The sequence below is a fragment of the Tersicoccus mangrovi genome (assembly GCF_036881825.1).
Classification (GTDB): Bacteria; Actinomycetota; Actinomycetes; order Actinomycetales; family Micrococcaceae; genus Tersicoccus; species Tersicoccus mangrovi.
The window spans coordinates 318,476-335,968 of the sequence record NZ_JBAJMW010000001.1 but is presented as its reverse complement, the minus strand read 5'-3'; the positions used below and the strand labels follow the sequence as shown (position 1 = coordinate 335,968).

The window sequence follows — 17,493 nt, the reverse complement described above, 5'->3', positions numbered from 1 at the left end:
TGGGCGGACGTTGCGGTCCTGGCTGCCTTCTCCGCGCACCTACCGTCCACTCGGTGCCGTTTCCCATGCCGAGTGGACGGACGTTGTCGTCGTGCGGGCTCGTGGAGCGCGTCGTCCGTCCACTCGATGACGGAGCAGCCGATCGGCCCGTCACGCCCCGTCGCGGACCCTCAGGACCGTCAGGGCCAGCCACAGCTGGACCCGGTCCGCGGTCACGGCCGGATCCAGCCCGGTGAGGGTCTCGATCTGGGCGAGGCGGTAGCGCACCGTGTTGCGGTGCAGGGCAAGGTCCGCGGCCACCGCCGACGCCGAGCCGTTGAGGTCGAGGTACCGGGCGAGCGTGACCATGAGGTCCGTGCCGTGCTCGGCGTCGCTGGTGCGCACCGGCGCGAGCACCTCGTCGCTCATCGCCGCGAGCGGCACGTCCTCGCTGGCCAGCAGCAGCCCGGTCAGGCTCAGCTTCTCGACGTCGTTGATGCGGCCGCCGCGGGCGAGGGCCTGCCGTGCCTCGAACCAGCTCCACCGCAGCCCCTCCGGGTGCGGGTAGGCCCCGCCGATGCCGATGCTGCCGGTCAGCCCCGCCGCCTCGACGTGCGCAGCGACGGCCTCGGCGATGTCCCGGCCCGCCCGGGCACCGGTGTCGGGAACGATGATGAGCAGGGTCTCCTGCAGCACGGCGGTGATGAGGTCCGCCGCGACGCCGGGCAGCGGGAGGGCCGCGAGCAGCCGGTCCCGTCCGTGGCCGCGCTCGAAGCCCAGGCTCAGGGCCAGTACCCGGTGCCGGCGCCGCGGCTGCAGCCCCAGGGACTCGATGCGGGAGGCCGCTTCCGCCCCGGTGACGGTACCGCGCACGATGTCGCCGAGCACCTGCCCGCGCACCTGCCGCAGTGAGGAGCGGTGCCGGGACTGGCTGCTCAGTTCGAGGCTGACGAGGCTCTGCGCGTAGGCGAGGATGTCCGCGTCGGCGGGCGGCCGGCGCACCGCGAGGGTCGCGGCGTCGGCGCTGCCGGTGGAGATCGCGATCCGCGACCAGTCCGGCTCGGGCAGCAGCGCCCCGGGCGCGGTGTGCAGGACGGAGCCGTACTGGGTCAGGGCGACGTCGGTGCCGAGCATCCCGGCCAGGGCGGTGAGCAGGCCGGGCAGCCCGCGGCCCGAGAGCAGGGTGTGGGCGAGCACCTGGTGCTCCCGCAGCAGCCCCTCGAGGCGGGCCGACGCCTCGTCGGCGTGCGCCTGCGCCACCCGGCGGGTGACCGCCAGGAACGGCGTCGCGTAGGGCACCTCGAACACCGCCAGGCCCGTCCGTTCCGCCTCGGCGCGCGTGGCGGCGGGCACCTCCTCGTGCCCCAGCCCCGTGCCGAAGCCGAGCCCGACGACGCCGGCGGAGGCCAGACGGGAGACGAAATCGCGCTGCGCCGCGGCGGTGCGCTGCCGCAGCCCGACGGTGAGCACCACCTCCGCGCCGGAGAGGAACGGCGAGGGGTCCTCCAGCTCGGTCGAGGCCGTCCACGAGATCGGCTCGTCCACGCCCGTCCCGTCGGTGACGGGCCGGAGACCGAGGGCCGGATCGGCGAGCAGGTCGTGCACGGTGATGGCCATGGATCCACGCTACGGCAGATCTGTCGGATGACACATCGATGACGGGGATCACTGTGCGACTGGCCATAGGAGTGAGTGATCGCCCGGGGCTACGCTGACAGCCGAGACAGCCCATCTCCAGAGAGGACGATCCATGCCTGCCATCGCCACCCGGCTGGAACAGAAGCGTCAGATGACCGGGGCCTTCCCGGGCCCGCGCTCGCAGGAGCTGGCGCAGCGCCGGTCCGCCGTCGTCGCCGCCGGTGTCGCCTCCAGTGTTCCCGTCTACGCCGCGGACGCCGACGGCGCGATCATCCGCGACGTCGACGGCAACCAGTTCATCGACCTGGGCTCCGGCATCGCCGTGACCTCGGTCGGTGCCTCGGATCCCGCCGTCGTCGCCGCCGTGCAGGAATCCGTCGAGCACTTCACCCACACGTGCTTCATGGTCACCCCCTACGAGGGCTACATCGCCGTCGCCGAGCAGCTGAACGAGCTCACGCCCGGTGACCACGAGAAGCGCACGGTGCTGTTCAACTCCGGCGCCGAGGCCGTGGAGAACGCCGTCAAGGTGGCCCGCCTGGCCACCGGCCGCAACGCCGTCGTCGTCTTCGACCACGCGTACCACGGCCGCACCAACCTGACGATGGCGCTGACCGCCAAGTCGATGCCCTACAAGCACGGCTTCGGCCCGTTCGCCCCCGAGGTCTACCGGGTGCCGATGAGCTACCCGTACCGCGAGGAGACGGAGCTCAAGGGCGAGGACGCCGCCCGCCGCGCCATCGGCATGATCGAGAAGCAGATCGGGGCCGACCAGGTCGCCGCGATCCTGATCGAGCCGGTCCAGGGAGAGGGCGGCTTCATCGTCCCCGCCGAGGGCTTCCTGCCGACCCTGGCCGCGTGGGCCAAGGACACCGGGGTCGTGTTCATCGCCGACGAGGTGCAGTCCGGCTTCTGCCGCACCGGCGCCTGGTTCGCCTCCGAGCACGAGAACGTCGTGCCGGACCTGATCACCATGGCCAAGGGCATCGCCGGCGGCCTGCCGCTCTCGGCCGTGACCGGCCGGGCCGACCTGATGGACGCCGTCCACGGCGGCGGCCTCGGCGGCACCTATGGCGGCAACCCGGTGGCGTGCGCCGCCGCGCTCGCCGCGATCGCGACCATGAAGGAGCAGGACCTCGCCGCCCGCGCCGGGCACATCGGCGACACGATCGCCGCCCGCCTGACCGCGCTGGCCGAGAAGACCGACATCATCGGCGAGGTCCGCGGCCGCGGCGCCATGATGGCGATCGAGCTGGTCAAGCCCGGCACCGGTGCCACCACCAAGGAGCCGAACCCGGAGGCCACCAAGGCCATCGTGGGCGCCGCGCTCGCCGAGGGCGTCGTCCTGCTCACCTGCGGCACTTACGGCAACGTGATCCGGCTGCTGCCGCCGCTCGTGATCGGTGACGAGCTGCTCGCCGACGCGCTCGACGTGCTCGAGGCGGCGATCCTCGCGGCCTGAGCGGCCTGAAGCCCGCATCGCGCGGCACAGCCTCGCCGGCCGGTACCCCGCAGACGGGTGCCGGCCGGTGGAGCGTCATGAGCGCGTCATGACTGCCTCACGACCGCGTCACGACCGCGTCACGACCAAGGATCGCCCGGGGTCGTGACGGGGGAGGCTGCCACAATGGTGGCAGCCGGTCACCGGTCCGGGACCGCGACGTCGTCGCAGGTCACCGCGCCCGAACGGACAGCGGCCGCGGCAGCGGCGGAACGGAGAGGGGAAGCATGAGGTACGTCGTCGGCTACGGAGCCGCGGACACGGGCGCCGACGCGGTGGCCCTGGCCGTGGCGATCGCCCGCGCGCAGTCCGCCTCGCTGGACATCGTGCACGTGCGCCGCCGCTCCGAACCGTTCAACCCGAGCTACCCCGAGCAGGATCCCGGCGCCGAGCGCGGGGGCCGACCCTCCGCGCGGACCCTGCTCGAGCACGCCCGGGCGCTCGTCCCGGACGACATCGAGGTCCGCACCCACGTGCGCGCGGCGAGCTCCTTCGCGGAGGGCCTCATGGCGACGGCGCAGCAGCTGGACGCGGAGCTCATCGTCGTCGGCGCCGCCAGTTCCGGGCTGTGGTCCCGCTTCAGCGTCGGCACCGTCGCCAACCACCTGCTGCACGCCTCGGCGATCCCCGTCGCCCTGGCCCCGCGCGGCTACGACGCCCCGCGCGTCACCCGGATCAGTGCCGCCATCGGTTCCCGCCCGGGTGCGCAGGCGGTGCTCGACACCGGCCTCGCCGCGGCCGCCCGCCGCCGGGTCCGACTGCGCCTGATCTCCCTGCTCGCGCTCGGCAACGTCAAGGACCGGCCCGAGGCGCGCCGGCACACCCAGCAGATGCTCGACGAGGCAGCCCACGCCCTGCCGGCCCGCGCCCGTGTGGACACCGCCATCGCGACGGGCAAGACCATCGAGAACGCCATCGACCGGATGACGTGGGAGCCCGGGGACCTCGTGCTCGTCGGCTCGAGCCGGCTCGCGCACGGCAACCGGCTGTTCATGGGCAGCACGGCGTCGAAGATGCTGCGCACCCTGCCCGTGCCGATGATCGTCGTGCCCAAGAGCGCCTCCGCGCTCGCTGCCGGCGTGCTCGCCGACGCCACGGAGGACGTGACGGCGGAGGACACCGCCCCGTAGCGGGTCAGAGCAGGTCGTACAGCCGGTCCCCGGAGGCGACCGTGCGTCCGACCGCGTCGCTGGTGACGGAGTCCGGTGCGGCACCGAGCACGACGACGGGGCACGCGGCGCTGTAGCCGGCGTCCTGCACGGCGTCGAGGTCGACGGTCACGACGGTCTCGCCCGCGGCGACCTCCTGCCCCTGCTCGGCGTGCACGGTGAAGTGCCGCCCCTTCAGCTCGACCGTGTCGATGCCCACGTGCACGAGCACGCTCGGACCCTCCGGTGCGGTGATGACGAAGGCGTGCGGGTGCAGCTTGACGATCGTCCCGGCGACGGGAGCCACGACCTCCACCGGACCCGAGCCCGAGGGCGCCACGGAGACGCCCGGGCCGACCATCTGCGCGGCGAACACCTCGTCCGGCACCTCGGCGAGCGTCGTCACCGTGCCGGCGACGGGGGCGCCCACCGGGGACTTCGGCGTCCTCGGCGGCATCGTCATCGGTCTGCTCGCCGCGTCGCTGTGGCAACGCTTCTACCGGACGAAACTGCCCGACTACATCGGCTTCTTCGGCGGACGGCGGCTCGTTCCGATCCTCACCGCCGTCGCGGCCATGATCATCGGCGTCGTGCTCGCCCTGATCTACCCGCTCTTCAACGCGGCGCTGACCGGTGTCGGCAATGCGGTGCAGGACAACGCGGTCATCGGTGGCGGCATCTACGGCGTGCTCAACCGGCTGCTCATTCCGCTCGGCCTGCACCACATCATCAACTCGGTGGTCTGGTTCCTGATCGGCGACTACAACGGCACGCACGGCGACCTGACCCGGTTCTTCGCCGGGGACCCGAACGCGGGCCTGTTCATGACCGGGTTCTTCCCCATCATGATGTTCGCCCTGCCGGCCGCCGCCCTGGCCATCTGGCACGAGGCGCGCCCGGAGCAGCGCAAGGTCGTCGGCGGCGTCATGCTCTCGACCGGCCTGACGGCGTTTCTGACCGGCATCACCGAGCCGCTCGAGTTCTCCTTCATGTTCGTCGCGTGGCCGCTGTACGTCATCCACGCGATCCTCACGGGCACCTCGATGATGCTGGTCAACGCGCTCGGCATCCATGACGGGTTCTCGTTCTCGGCCGGCGCCATCGACTACGTGCTCAACTTCGGCAAGTCGACCGGCGGCATCTGGCTGATCCCGATCGGCCTGGGCTACGCAGTGATCTACTATCTCGTGTTCCGGTTCGTCATCCGGCGCTGGAACCTGCGCACGCCGGGCCGGGAGGACGTCGTCGACGAGACGCTCGTGCCGGCCGGCGTCGCCGCCACCGGCCCGGCCGCCGATGACCCCGCCGATCAGGCGGTGGTCGAGCGCACCGCCGACCAACACGTCGCCGACGACCGCGCGGCGACCGGCGTCACCTCGGACGGCGTCTCGGATCCTGCCTCGAACCGGGTCGAGGGATCAGCCGGTCACGTGGGTCGGCACGCCGGCCCGGTGGGGGAGGACCACGCCGGCTGACGACGCCTGCAGCCGCATGCGGACGGGCCCGGCACGGCGACGGCCAACGCCCGTGCACTCCAGTCGGCCGAGCGGGTTCTCGGTGTCGGCGTCGAGCCGGCCGTGAACCACTGGCTCGCGGGTCACTCGTTCCTCGGTCAGGCGGCCGTCCTGTACTACCGGCTCTACTACCTGCCGGTCCTCGGCGTCCTCGGGTGGGTGGTGTTCCGGCGCGGCGCGCTGTACCCCCGGATCCGCTGGGCGTTGATCGTCACGGCGCTGGTGGCACTGCTCGTCTTCTGGGCGTGGCCGGTGTCCCCTCCGCGGTTCGCGATGCCGGGCATCGTCGACGTCGTGGCAGAGCACGACGTGGGCGGCAATCGCGCATCACGGGACCTCGGGAACGGGCAGAACCACTTCTCGGCATTCCCGAGTCTGCACGTGGCGTGGTCGGTGCTCGCCGCCTGGGTGGCGTGGTCGGCGCTCGGGGCGCGCAGGCCACGTCTCGCGATCCTCCCGTGGCTCTTTCCGATCGGCATGGTCGCCGTCGTGATCGGAACGGGCAACCACTACCTCTTGGACGTCCTCGGGAGCGCTGCGCTGGTCGCCGTGGCGATCGCGACCGCGTCGGTGCTCGAGGCCGTCGAGAAAAGGCGTCTCGTCAGGAGGAGGCGGGCTGCACGTCCGCCGGGCCCGTCGTCGTCGCCGGGCGACGGCGACGACGGATCTGGCGTACCGCGTCGACGATGAGCACGAGCAGCGCGACCCACACGAGGGAGAAGCCGATCCACCGCTCGGGCGGCATGTGCTCCTTGAGCACGAGGATCGCGAAGATGAACTGCAGCACCGGGGCGAGGTACTGGAGCAGCCCGACGGTGGACAGCGGCAGTCGCCGGGCGGCGCCGCCGAAGAAGAGCAGGGGCAGGGCGGTGATGACACCGCTGGCGACCATGAGCCAGAAGTGGCCCGGGCCGTACGCGGTGAGCGTGGCCTGACCCGTGAGCGTCAGCCACAGCATGACGGCCAGGCTCAGCGGCAGCAGCACGACGGTCTCGACGGTGAGGCTGGTGAGGGCATCGACCCGCCCACCGACCTGGTTCTTCACCAGGCCGTAGAAGCCGAAGGAGAACGCGAGCACGAGCGCGATCCACGGGAGCTTGCCGTAGGCGATCGCGAGGACGACGACCGCGAGGGCGCCGATGCCGACGGCGACCCACTGGGTCCGTCGCAGCTTCTCGTGGAGCACGAGCACGCCGACCACGACGGAGACCAGCGGGTTGATGAAGTAGCCCAGCGATCCCTCGATCGCCTGGTGCGTGGTGATCGCATAGGCAAAGGCGAGCCAGTTGATCGCGATGAGCACGGCCGCGATGGCCAGGGTGCCGAGCACCCTGCGGTCGGTCAGAGCCCGTCCCAGGGCGGTCCAACCCCGCATGACGGTCAGCAGCACGACGCAGAACAGGACCGACCAGGCGACACGGTTCGCGACGATCTCGACCGCGCCGGCGGCACCGAGGACGGCGAAGTAGAGCGGCAGCAGGCCCCACAGGCCGTAGGCGGCGAAGCCGTTGAGGAGGCCGACGCCGGTGCGGCCGAGCCGGCCGCTCGACGCGGAGCTCTCCGGGGTGCGGGCAGGGGGTCTCGCCGAGGCGCTGCGGGTGGAGGTCACATCAGGTGGTCAAGTCCCCGGCGGGAAGCCGTATTCCCCGGTCCCGGCGGGTCGTCCTCCGGTCCGGCCACGCGGGCGTGGCCGGACCGGGTCGAGCTCGGTCGTGCGCGAGCGGGTCAGCGGCCGAACAGGCGGCCGAAGAAGCCGCGTCGACGCGGCTCGTCCTCGTCCTCGCGCTCCTCGTCCGGCTCGGTCGGCTGCTCGGTGGGCGGCTCGGTCCGCTCCGGCTCGTCGGCGGCGGTACCGGCAGGTGTGCTCTCACGCTCGGGTGCGGGTTGCTCGACGGGTGCGGGCGCCTGTCCCTCGGTTGCCGGCGTGGTCGTCCCGGCAGCGGCCGGTTCGTCGACGGGCTCGCGGACCGGTTCCGGCTCGGCCGACTCCCGGTATGCCGGTTCCGGCGTGGCGGCCGGCTCGGTGTCGGCGGGTTCCTCGCGGACCGGTTCCTGGTACGCCGGCTCGGGCGTCGTCGGCTGCGCGGGCTGTTCCCGGACGGGCGCCTCATCCCGGACCGGCGCGGCCGGACGCTGAACCGGCTCGGGCTCGACCAGCGTCACCGGCACCGGCTCCGGTGCGAACCCGGCGGGGCGACGGCTCTCGACCACGTCGATCCCGCTGATCGCTGACCCGTCGAACGTCAGCTCGACCCCGCCGTCGGCGGTGCTGAGGACCACCCGGTCGTCGGCGTCCTCACTCAGGTGAAGGCCGCGTCGCCGGGCGTAGCCCTCGACGGCGGCGCGGTGATCCGCGGCGAGGCCCGTGTGCAGGCCCTCGGCGATGGTGCGGCCGACGGAGCGGACGGTGGGCGCGTCGAGGGACAGGTCCTCCGACCGCACCAGCATCCACACCCGCGCGCCCCCGCCGGCGCCGGCCGTGTAGTGGGCGTACACCCCGGAGACGGCCTTGGCGGCGATCACGAGGCGCTCGTCCAGGCCCGCGCTCAACGGGATCTCGTCCTCGGCCAGTTCTGGGATGTCGTGATCGACACCGTGGCGTCGAGCGGCCTCCGCGGCGGCGAGCACCGCGGGGAGGAAGTGCTCCGGCTGCTGCCAGGACCAGATCCACGTGCCGCGGGAGGGTGAGGAACTGCCGAGCAGGTACGGGACGGCGTGGCCGTCGACGCCGGGCAGCACGATGCGCGGGCCGGCGAAGTCCACCCGTGCGGCGTCGGGCGTCAGGAGCTCCTCGAACGCACGCTGGTGCTCGACGGAGAGGAACAGTCCACGGTCGACGAGCGACTGGAGAGCAGAGGTCATGCGTCTACCCTACGATCGGCCGTCGCCTCACCGGGATCGCCGATCACGCCCTTCCGCGTCGTGGCGGCGGCCTGCATCTCATAACGCTTCGGTAACGCCGTGTCACGATGCGAGGGCGAGCGGCTCTTCATGGGTGCAACGACGACGCGAGAGCACCGGGAGTGAGCCACGCGCGTCGACGGAGGGGGCCGGGTGCCGTCCGCGGGGGTGAGGCGGCACAGCCAGTGCGGTGATCGCACTGTCCGGATGCCGGTGCCGCGCCCGGGGAAAGGCGCAGCACCGGCATGCGGGTCGACTCACGGGTACGGTCATCGCCCACCGTCGTAGAATTCGGGCGGGGGCCGGAGTGCACGAGGCGGTACGCAGTGGACGCATCTGCGGTGCCGACCGCTGACGACGACGCCAGCGATGGGCAACTGGTCGGCGCGGTACGCGCCGGAGACCGTCGCGCCTTCGGCATCCTCTACGAACGCCACCGTGACGCGGCGTGGCGGGTGGCGCGGCGCTACGCGAACAGCGCGGCCCAGGCGGACGACCTCGTCGCCGAGGCCTTCGCCAACATGCTCGCCGCGATCCGGCGGGGCGCCGGGCCCCGGGACAACGTCCGCGCCTACCTGGTGACGATCGTCGCGCACGAGGCGGCCCGCGCCGCCCGTTCGACGCGTGGGCAGTACAGCACCGAGGCGATCGAACTGGCCGAGGTGCCCCAGGTCTTCGACGACCCGGTGCTCAAGAGCTTCGACGCCGAGACGATCCGCCGGGCCTTCCTCACCCTGCCGGAGCGCTCCCGTGCCGTGCTCTGGTACGCGGCCGTCGAGGGCCTCAAACCCGCAGCCATCGGCCCGCTGATCGGTCTCAGTCCGAACGCCACCTCCGTCGCGCTGCGGCGCGCCCGTGAGCAGCTGTCCCAGGCGTACCTGCAGTGCCACGTCCGCGCCGTCGGCGACCACCAGTGCGCCGCCGTCGGGCCGTCGCTCGCCGCCTACGCCGCCGGTCGGCTGCGCGGGCCGGCGCTGGCCAGCACGCGCGCCCACGTCGAGAGCTGCCTGACCTGTTCCGCGGCGGTCCTGCACCTGCGCGACGTCAAGCGCGGGTTGCGGGCCGCCTACCTGCCCCTGGCGGCCGCCCCCTCGACCGGACCCGGCCTGCTCGCCGCCCTCGGCATCGGGACGGCGGTGGCGCCCACGGCCCGGGCGGGCCGCTGGGGGCTGGCCGCCTTCGCTCCCGGGGGTGCCGGCACCGCGGCGGTGACGGCGACGGTCGTCGTGGTCGGGGTGGCCGTCGGCATCGGGGCCGGCCGGCTGGTGACGGCCGAGCCGGCGCCGGCGGCGACACTCGCTGCCGCAGCACCCGGCCCCGCGGGGGGCTCGGCGGGTGGCCTGCTGGGCGGCTCGGGCCTGCTCCCCGGCGGAGCCGGCGTCGTCGCGGGCGCCGCATCCGGCCCTCCGGTGCCGGGAGTGAGGGTCTCGGGTCAGGCGTGGCCGTCGAGCGGTGGAGGCGCCGGCTACGGGGGAGGCGGAGCGGGCGAATACGGGGCCGGTGGCGACGGATACGGCTCCGGATTCACCGGTGACGTCTCCCGGCCCGGAGCGGGGGTGTGGGCTCCGGACGGGTCCGGGGCAGGCCAGGGCGCCGGGCTGCCGGGTGAGCAGCCGCAGGCGGGCGTCGTCCCCGGTTTCCCCGGCAGCAGCGGGGACGGCGCCGGGAACGGCGCGGCCGGGCCGGCCGACCCGGGCGTGATCCCGCCCGTGGGTCCCGTGGGTCCCGTGGGTCCCGTGGCGCCCTCGCTGGTCCCGTCCTCGCCGACGCCAGGACCGAGCACGCCGCAGGCCACGTCGTCGGTGCCCTCGACGAGCGTGCCGCCGACGTCCGCCCCGCCGACGTCCGCCCCGCCGACGTCGGTGCCTCCGACGTCCGCTCCGCCGACGAGCGTGCCGCCCACCACAGCTCCGCCGACGAGCGTGCCGCCGACGTCGGTGCCCCCGACGAGCGTGCCGCCGACGTCGGTGCCTCCGACGAGCGTGCCGCCCACCACAGTTCCGCCCACGAGCGCGCCCCCGACGACTGCGCCGCCCACGACTGCGCCCCCCACGAGCGCGCCCCCGACGTCGCCGTCGCCGACCGGATCGCCCACGACGACGCCGACCGCGCCCACCCTCGGCGTCACGCCGGTCGAGGTCGACGGCCGCTTCTGGGCCCCAGGACCGATCGACGGTGTCGCGAGCGCCCGGGTCACCGTCACCGCCCCGGTCGCCGACACGGACCGCCGCCTGACCCTGCAGTTCCGGTCCCAGGCGGGCTGGCTGGTGATCCGACGCCCCGCGTCCCCGTCCAGCACCTCCACCGACGGAGCCACGACCACCCTGAGCCCGGCCCCGACGTCGTCGGCATCCACCGTGACCGTCTCGCCGGAGCCCACGGTCACCGCGAGCGCCGGTGCCGGCGCGAGTGCCGACGCCAACGGCGATCGTCTGACGGCGGAGCAGGCGCGCTCGCTGCTCGAGGCCGACACCGGAGCGACGCCGCCGACCCTGATGACCACCATGACGGTCGACATGCCCGCCGGGCGGAGCGCCGTGACCGTCGACCTCGTGGCGCTCCGGGTGTCCGCCGTTCCGGAACCGCGCACGGTCCCGGCGATTCCATGGGTGTTGACCGATCCGCGTGACGGCGCGACCGCGCGCGGGACCCTGCCGGCGCAGCCGTCGTCCACCGCGAGCGCGCACCCGACGAGCACAGCCAGCGCCTCGTCGGAGCCTCCGTTCACCGTGACCGTCGCGCCGACCATCACCGCGTCGCTCCTCGGCGAGCGATGACGACCGGCGCCGACGAGGAGGGGACGCGCGGCCGCATGCGAACGGTCCCGAATACGACGAATGCCCGGGGCGGACCTTCGTCTCGCGCCACCGGGCATCCGGAACGTTAGGCGCCAGCCGGGCTGATTACCAGTGGGGGGATAGGTGACCAGTCCGGCCGGCTGACGAGGCTCTCAGCGAGAGATGGGGGATATCTTCGCGAGTCGCCTCTTTGTCCAGTATGGCAGCCCCGTCGGTGAATCACAAACCACCTCCGTGTCGAAATCCACCCTGGCCGGACACGCGAAGAGCCCGCCCGGACGGTGTCCGGACGGGCTCCCCGCTGACCTGCGGTGACGGGCGATCAGACGGTGGCGACCGGCTGATCCTGCTCGGCCTGCGCCTCGGCGTAGGCGTTCCGCACACGAGAGCCGAGTTCGCTGTCGATGTTCTCCCAGTACTGGAAGGCCCGCTCCCGGATCTCGTCGCTGCGCACGCCGGCGATGTGTCCGGCGATGTTGCCGACGAGGCGCTCACGAGCGGCGTCGTCGAGCACGTTGCGGAAGAGATTCCGCGGCTGCGTCACGTCGTCGTCCTCGGGGTGCAGCGTCGCCGCCGCACGCACCAGGTCGCCGTCGGCGTCCCAGCCGTTGGACTCCGCCGCCCGCTCCGGGTCGGCGTGCGGGCCGCCGAAGGTGTTCGGCGCGTAGACGGGGACGTCCGGCGCGTTGAACGTGTACCGCATCGGGCCCTCCTTGGAGTAGGAGTTCACCTGCGCGTTCTTCGGGTAGTTGACCGGCAGGTCCTGGTAGTTCGCGCCGATCCGGTACCGGTGGGCATCTGCGTAGGAGAAGATGCGGGCCAGCAGCATCTTGTCCGGGCTGGTGGAGATGCCGGGCACGAAGTTCGACGGCTCGAACGAAGACTGCTCGATCTGCGCGTGGAAGTTCTCCGGGTTCCGGTTCAGGGTCATGGTGCCGACCTTGATCAGCGGGTAGTCGGCGTGCGGCCACACCTTGGTCAGGTCGAACGGGTTGAACCGGTAGGTCTTGGCGTCCTCGTACGGCATGACCTGCACGGACAGGGTCCACGAGGGGTGGTCGCCGCGCTCGATCGCCTCGAACAGGTCGCGGCGGTGGAAGTCGGCGTCGACGCCGGCCAGGCGCTCGGCCTCGTCAGCGGTCAGGTACTCGTTGCCCTGGTCCGTCTGGAAGTGGTACTTGACCCAGAACCGCTCGCCGGCGGCGTTCGTCCACTGGTAGGTGTGCGAGCCGAAGCCGTCCATGTTCCGCCAGCTCTTCGGGATACCGCGGTCACCCATCAGCCAGGTCACCTGGTGCGAGGACTCGGGGCGCAGCGACCAGAAGTCCCACTGCATGTCGTTGTCCCGCATGCCGGAGCCCGGGAGGCGCTTCTGCGAGTGGATGAAGTCGGGGAACTTGATCCCGTCCTTGATGAAGAACACCGGGGTGTTGTTGCCGACGAGGTCGTAGTTGCCCTCGGTGGTGTAGAACTTCAGCGCGAAGCCGCGGGGGTCGCGCCACGTGTCGGGGGAGCCCTGCTCGCCGGCGACCGTGGAGAAACGCGCCAGCATCTCGGTCTCCACGCCCGGCTGGAACAGCGCGGCGCGGGTGTACTGCGAGACGTCCTCGGTGGTCCTGAAGACGCCGAACGCGCCACCGCCCTTGGCGTGGACGACGCGCTCGGGCACGCGCTCGCGGTTGAACTGGGCGAGCTTCTCGACGAGGTAGTGGTCGTGCAGGACCACCGGGCCGTCGGCGCCGACGGTCAGCGACTCGTTGTCGCTGGCGACGGGGGCGCCGCCGTTGGTCGTGGTGAAGGATCCCGTCTGACGGGGTGTGGTCGTCATGCTCACTCCTGGGTCGTGTCGTGCAACGGTGGGGGGATGATGCTGTCCGGGCCGCTCTCCCGGCAATCCGCGCAGATGGCCCGGAACAGGACATCGGCGGAAAGTATCGTCATGCCGGCCGCGTCGCCCGGGGTGAGGCAGGGCGCGGATCCGACGATGCAGTCGACGTCGACGATGCGGTGGCATCGGACGCACTGGGCGTGGTGATGGTTGTCGCCGGTGCGGGTCTCGTACCGGGCGGGGGAGGCGGGCACGTCGATCCGGCGGATCAGGCCGTACCGGTCGAGATCGGCGAGCACGACGTAGACCGACTGCACGGTGATCTCCGGCAGCAGGGCGCGCACCGCCCGGTGCACTTCGTCGGCGCTCGCGTGCGGGTGCTCGTGGACGGCCTGCAGCACGTGGGTGCGTGGCCGGGTGACCCGCAGGGTGTGCGCCCGCAGCTGCGCCGGCCAGTCCGGCTGCGCGTGCAGGGTCGCTGTCGTGTCCATTGCGACCAGTCAAACACTTTTTCTGAATGACTCACAACAACGACCGATCAACGGACGATGAACGCCGGACGACGCCGTGACGTGGGCGGGAGCCGTGAACCCGGTCGTAGGCTGGACCGGTGCCCCGCCTTCTCGCCGATCTGACGCCCCTGCGACGCAGCAGCGCGTACCGGCGGATGTGGACCGGGATGTCCCTCTCGGCGATGGGCAGCAACATCGCGCTGGTCGCGGTCAGCCTGCAGGTGTTCGCCGTCACGGGGGAGAGCCTCTACGTCGGCATCCTGGGCATCTTCGCCCTCGTGCCGCTGATCGTGTTCGGCCTGTACGGCGGCTCCATCGCCGACGTGCACGACCGGCGGCGCGTCGCGCTGATCTCCGCCGGCGTCATGTGGGCCTCCAGTGCCGGGCTCGCGATCCAGGCCTGGGCCGGCTGGAACCAGGTCTGGGTGCTGTACGTGCTGGTGGCGCTGAACAGTGCCGGCACCGCCGTCAACCAGCCCACGCGCAGCGCGATCATCCCGCAGCTCGTCGGCAAGGAGCTGCTGCCGGCCGCCAACGCGCTCGGCATGATCACCTTCACGATGGCGGCCATGATCGGGCCCATGGTCGGCGGCCTGCTCGTAGCGGGCGTCGGTTACGGCTGGACCTACACGCTCGACGTGCTCTCCTTCGCCTTCGCGTGGTGGGGCCTGGCGACGCTGCCGCCGCTCCGGCCCGTCGGCGCCACCGGCACGCCCGGCCTGCGCTCGGTGCTGGAGGGGTTCGCGTTCCTGGCCACCCGGCCCAACGTGCGCGGGACCTTCGTCATCGACCTGATCGCCATGATCACCGCCGCGCCGCGCGCGCTCATCCCCGCGATCGGCGCCCTGGCCCTCGGCGGCGGGGAGGCGACGGCCGGCGCCCTGCTGGCCGCCATCGCCCTCGGGTCCTTCCTCGCCGGCCTCTTCTCGGGACCGCTCGGCGCGGTCCGGCGGCAGGGGCTGGCCGTGCTCTGGTCGGTCGCCGCGTGGGGACTGTGCATCGGCGCGCTCGGCCTGACCGTGCTGGCTGCCGGCCGGGACACGGACGGCGTCGTCTCGCTGTGGGTCGTGCCCGCCCTGCTCGCCTGCACCGCCGCCGGGGTGGCGGACTCGATCAGCTCCGTCTTCCGGTCCACCATCCTGCAGAGCGCCGCGCCGGACCACCTGCGCGGCCGGCTCTCCGGCGTCTTCGTCGTCGTCGTGGCGGGAGGCCCGCGGATCGGCGACGCCGTGGCCGGCGGGGCGACGACGCTCTTCTCCGAGGGCACCGTGCTGTTCCTCGGCGGCATGCTGTGCATCGCCCTGACCGGGGTGATGGCCTGGCGGCAGCCCGGCTTCCGCCGCTACGACGCGCGCCACCCCACGGCCTGAGGCCGGCGCGCGCCGATCGCGCGGTCAGCTCGCGACGACGACGTCCGCCTCGGTGTCCGCGGTCAGCAGGGTCACGAGGTCCGCGTCGGTCAGGTGCGCGAGGGGGCCGTGGTGGGAGCGGCCGACGACGACGGTGTGGGCGCCGACCTCGCGGGCGTGCCCGGCGAGCACGACACTGATCTCGGCGTGGTCGCCCACGCTCGTCAGCAGGGTGGCCCGCACCGGTCGCCCGGCGTCACGGACGCGCTGCAGCTGCCGAGCGAGCACGCGGTCCGCCTCGTCCCCGGACTCCGGGGTGATGCTCTCCCCGCTGACGACGTCGGTCTCCCGGACGTGCACGACCTCCACGGGCAGGTCCCGGTCGGCGGCGATCCGGCACGCCTCGTCGATGATCGCGTCCGCGGACGGGCCGGCGTCGACGGCCGCGAGCACGGCTTCGCCCGACGCGTGCGGTCCGGCCTCGATCGGCGTCACGCGCACGGTCGCCTCGGTCCGGCCCGATGCCTGCTCGGCGGGCTGCTCGGCCGGCAGCTGGGTCGGCGCGTGTCCCTGCCCCGCGGACTGCTCGGCCGCGGTGACGAGCCGGTGGCCGCTGGCCAGGACGGGGATCGCGATGAGGAAGGCCGCGGCGCCGAGGCCGAAGGCCGCGGCCGGTCCGAAGGACTCGGCGACCTTGCCGGCGACGAACGGTGCGAGGCCGCCGCCGATGAAGCGCAGGAAACCGTAGGCCGAGGAGGCGACGGAGCGCTCCACCGGGGCCACGAGCATGACGGCCTGGGTGGTCAGGGTGTTGTTGATGCCGATGCAGGCACCCGAGAGGATCACCGCGACGATCACCACGGCCGGCGTCGCGACCCCGACGGCGATCGCGACGAGCAGCAGGCCGAGGACGAACAGGTTGGCGTAGAGCACGGCCGCCGTCCCGAAACGGCGCTGCAGGCGCGGTGCGAAGAACACGGCGAAGGCGGCCACGAGCAGGCCCCACCCGGTGAAGACGAAGCCGAGCTGGAGCGCCTCCAGGTGCATGGGGTAGGGCGCGTAGCCGAGCATCGTGAAGAAGCCCCAGTTGTACAGCAGGGCCACAATGCCCATGGTCAGCAGGCCGCGGTGCCGCAGGGCGGCGATGGGGGCGCCGAGGGAGATCTTCTGCGCGGGCTTCGGCAGCTTCGGGATGAAGAGCAGGGTGGCCACGAGGGCGATGCCCATGAGGACGGCGACGCCGTAGAACGGGCCGCGCCAGCTGATGTGGCCGAGCAGGCCGCCGATGAGGGGGCCTGCCGCGATGCCGAGCCCGAGTGCCGCCTCGTAGAGGATGATCGCGCCGGAGAATCCGCCGCTCGCGGACGCGACGATCACGGCGAGGCTCGTGGCGATGAAGAGGGCGTTGCCCAGGCCCCAGCCGCCACGGAAGGCGATGATCCCGTCGATGGAGCCGGCCGAACCCGCGAGAGCGGCGAACACGACGATCAGGGCCAGTCCGACGACGAGGGCCCACTTGGACCCGATGCGGCTGGAGACCCAGCCGACGCCCAGCATCGCCACGGCCGTGACGACGAGGTAGCTGGTGAACAGGAGGGACACCTGCGCGGGGCTGGCCTTCAGCCCCGATGACAGGGCGGGCAGGATCGGGTCGACGAGTCCGATGCCCATGAAGGAGATGACGCAGGCGAAGGCGACCGACCACACGGCCCGGGGTTGCTTGAGCAGGCCGCCCCCGGCGGTCGTGCTCGTCGTCGTGGGGTGGTTCATCGTGTCCTCCCGGGGGTCTGGGCCAGCACGCCGGCCAGGTGTTCGATCGCGGTCAGGGACGACGCGACGTCGTCACGCGCCTGAGCGTCGAGCCGCTCGAGCGCGTCGAGCAGACGTGCGGCTCGACGCTGTCGGCGCTCGTCGAGGGCGAGCCGCCCCGCGGGGGTCAGGCTCACGACCACGCTGCGGCGGTCCTGGATCGAGGGCTCGCGCGCGACCAGGTCGTCCGCGACCAGGCGGGCCACCAGCTGCGTCATCGACGGTTGGCTGACCCGTTCCGCGCGGGCCAGGCCGGTGATGCCGTCGGGGCCGTCGGCGTCGAGCCGGCTCAGGACGGCGGCTGCCGACGGCGACAGCGCCTCGTCCACCGCCGCGGTGCGCAGGGAGCGGACCAGCCGTTCCAGGGCGATCGACAGGCGGCCGGCGGCGTCGGCGTTCATCTGCATAGGAACACTATAACTTAGGCAACCTAAGTTTCGTGGCCCGTCCGAGTGCTCGCTGGACGCGCGCCGGGAACATGCCCGGTGCGGAACAGGTGCCGGCGTGTCATCGTTG

The 17,493-nt window shown here is 72.6% G+C and carries 13 protein-coding genes and 1 pseudogene; 6 read left to right on the top strand and 8 right to left on the bottom strand.

Annotated features, from left to right (window positions below; translation table 11 throughout):
- Nucleotides 1-150: 150 nt before the first annotated feature.
- Nucleotides 151-1,596 (bottom strand): PucR family transcriptional regulator, encoded by a 1,446-nt coding sequence (locus tag V6N00_RS01650; protein ID WP_334230325.1) that lies wholly within the window; start codon nucleotides 1,594-1,596, stop codon nucleotides 151-153.
- Nucleotides 1,597-1,729: 133 nt separating this feature from the next.
- Here V6N00_RS01650 and gabT point away from each other — a divergent pair, with 133 nt between their 5' ends.
- The gene (gene gabT / locus V6N00_RS01645; RefSeq protein ID WP_334230324.1) at nucleotides 1,730-3,079 is read left to right on the top strand and encodes a 4-aminobutyrate--2-oxoglutarate transaminase; all 1,350 of its coding nucleotides are present in this window, start codon (nucleotides 1,730-1,732) and stop codon (nucleotides 3,077-3,079) included.
- A gap of 266 nt (nucleotides 3,080-3,345) precedes the next feature.
- Nucleotides 3,346-4,248 carry a universal stress protein gene (locus tag V6N00_RS01640; RefSeq protein ID WP_334230323.1) on the top strand — a complete coding sequence of 301 codons (903 nt, stop codon included), beginning with the start codon at nucleotides 3,346-3,348 and terminating at the stop codon, nucleotides 4,246-4,248.
- Nucleotides 4,249-4,252: 4 nt separating this feature from the next.
- Here V6N00_RS01640 and V6N00_RS01635 read toward each other — a convergent pair whose 3' ends face one another.
- Nucleotides 4,253-4,696, bottom strand: a complete 444-nt coding sequence (locus V6N00_RS01635) for a PTS sugar transporter subunit IIA (protein ID WP_334230322.1) — start codon at nucleotides 4,694-4,696, stop codon at nucleotides 4,253-4,255.
- A 4-nt stretch (nucleotides 4,697-4,700) separates the two neighbouring features.
- Here V6N00_RS01635 and V6N00_RS01630 point away from each other — a divergent pair.
- Together V6N00_RS01630 and V6N00_RS01625 are read left to right on the top strand one after the other, a co-directional pair.
- Nucleotides 4,701-5,543 (top strand): annotated as a pseudogene (locus V6N00_RS01630) (PTS transporter subunit EIIC); the annotation flags it as partial.
- 204 nt (nucleotides 5,544-5,747) lie between these two features.
- The gene (locus V6N00_RS01625; RefSeq protein WP_334230733.1) at nucleotides 5,748-6,470 is read left to right on the top strand and encodes a phosphatase PAP2 family protein; all 723 of its coding nucleotides are present in this window, start codon (nucleotides 5,748-5,750) and stop codon (nucleotides 6,468-6,470) included.
- Here V6N00_RS01625 and rarD read toward each other — a convergent pair.
- On the bottom strand, nucleotides 6,382-7,389 hold the full coding sequence (rarD, locus tag V6N00_RS01620; RefSeq protein WP_416385004.1) for an EamA family transporter RarD: 1,008 nt from the start codon (nucleotides 7,387-7,389) through the stop codon (nucleotides 6,382-6,384). The two genes, V6N00_RS01625 and rarD, sit on opposite strands and share 89 nt — an antisense overlap.
- Before the next feature lie 116 nt (nucleotides 7,390-7,505).
- Nucleotides 7,506-8,642, bottom strand: a complete 1,137-nt coding sequence (locus V6N00_RS01615; protein ID WP_334230321.1) for a DUF6882 domain-containing protein — start codon at nucleotides 8,640-8,642, stop codon at nucleotides 7,506-7,508.
- Nucleotides 8,643-9,022: 380 nt separating this feature from the next.
- Here V6N00_RS01615 and V6N00_RS01610 point away from each other — a divergent pair, with 380 nt between their 5' ends.
- Nucleotides 9,023-11,458, top strand: coding sequence for a sigma-70 family RNA polymerase sigma factor (locus V6N00_RS01610; protein ID WP_334230320.1), 2,436 nt, complete (start codon nucleotides 9,023-9,025; stop codon nucleotides 11,456-11,458).
- Between the two features lie 343 nt (nucleotides 11,459-11,801).
- On the opposite strand, the gene V6N00_RS01605 is transcribed toward V6N00_RS01610, so the two are convergent.
- Both V6N00_RS01605 and V6N00_RS01600 read right to left on the bottom strand, forming a co-directional pair.
- The gene (locus tag V6N00_RS01605) at nucleotides 11,802-13,307 is read right to left on the bottom strand and encodes a catalase (RefSeq protein ID WP_334230319.1); all 1,506 of its coding nucleotides are present in this window, start codon (nucleotides 13,305-13,307) and stop codon (nucleotides 11,802-11,804) included.
- A 2-nt stretch (nucleotides 13,308-13,309) separates the two neighbouring features.
- On the bottom strand, nucleotides 13,310-13,798 hold the full coding sequence (locus V6N00_RS01600) for a Fur family transcriptional regulator (protein WP_334230318.1): 489 nt from the start codon (nucleotides 13,796-13,798) through the stop codon (nucleotides 13,310-13,312).
- A gap of 119 nt (nucleotides 13,799-13,917) precedes the next feature.
- On the opposite strand from V6N00_RS01600, the gene V6N00_RS01595 reads away from it, so the two are divergent.
- The gene (locus tag V6N00_RS01595; RefSeq protein ID WP_334230317.1) at nucleotides 13,918-15,189 is read left to right on the top strand and encodes an MFS transporter; all 1,272 of its coding nucleotides are present in this window, start codon (nucleotides 13,918-13,920) and stop codon (nucleotides 15,187-15,189) included.
- Between the two features lie 24 nt (nucleotides 15,190-15,213).
- Here V6N00_RS01595 and V6N00_RS01590 read toward each other — a convergent pair whose 3' ends face one another.
- Together V6N00_RS01590 and V6N00_RS01585 are read right to left on the bottom strand one after the other, a co-directional pair.
- Complete coding sequence (locus V6N00_RS01590) at nucleotides 15,214-16,938, bottom strand: MFS transporter (protein WP_334230316.1); 1,725 nt, start codon at nucleotides 16,936-16,938, stop codon at nucleotides 15,214-15,216.
- On the bottom strand, nucleotides 16,935-17,384 hold the full coding sequence (locus tag V6N00_RS01585; protein WP_334230315.1) for a MarR family winged helix-turn-helix transcriptional regulator: 450 nt from the start codon (nucleotides 17,382-17,384) through the stop codon (nucleotides 16,935-16,937). Before V6N00_RS01585 ends, V6N00_RS01590 begins: the two co-directional genes overlap by 4 nt.
- Between the last annotated feature and the right edge of the window lie 109 nt (nucleotides 17,385-17,493).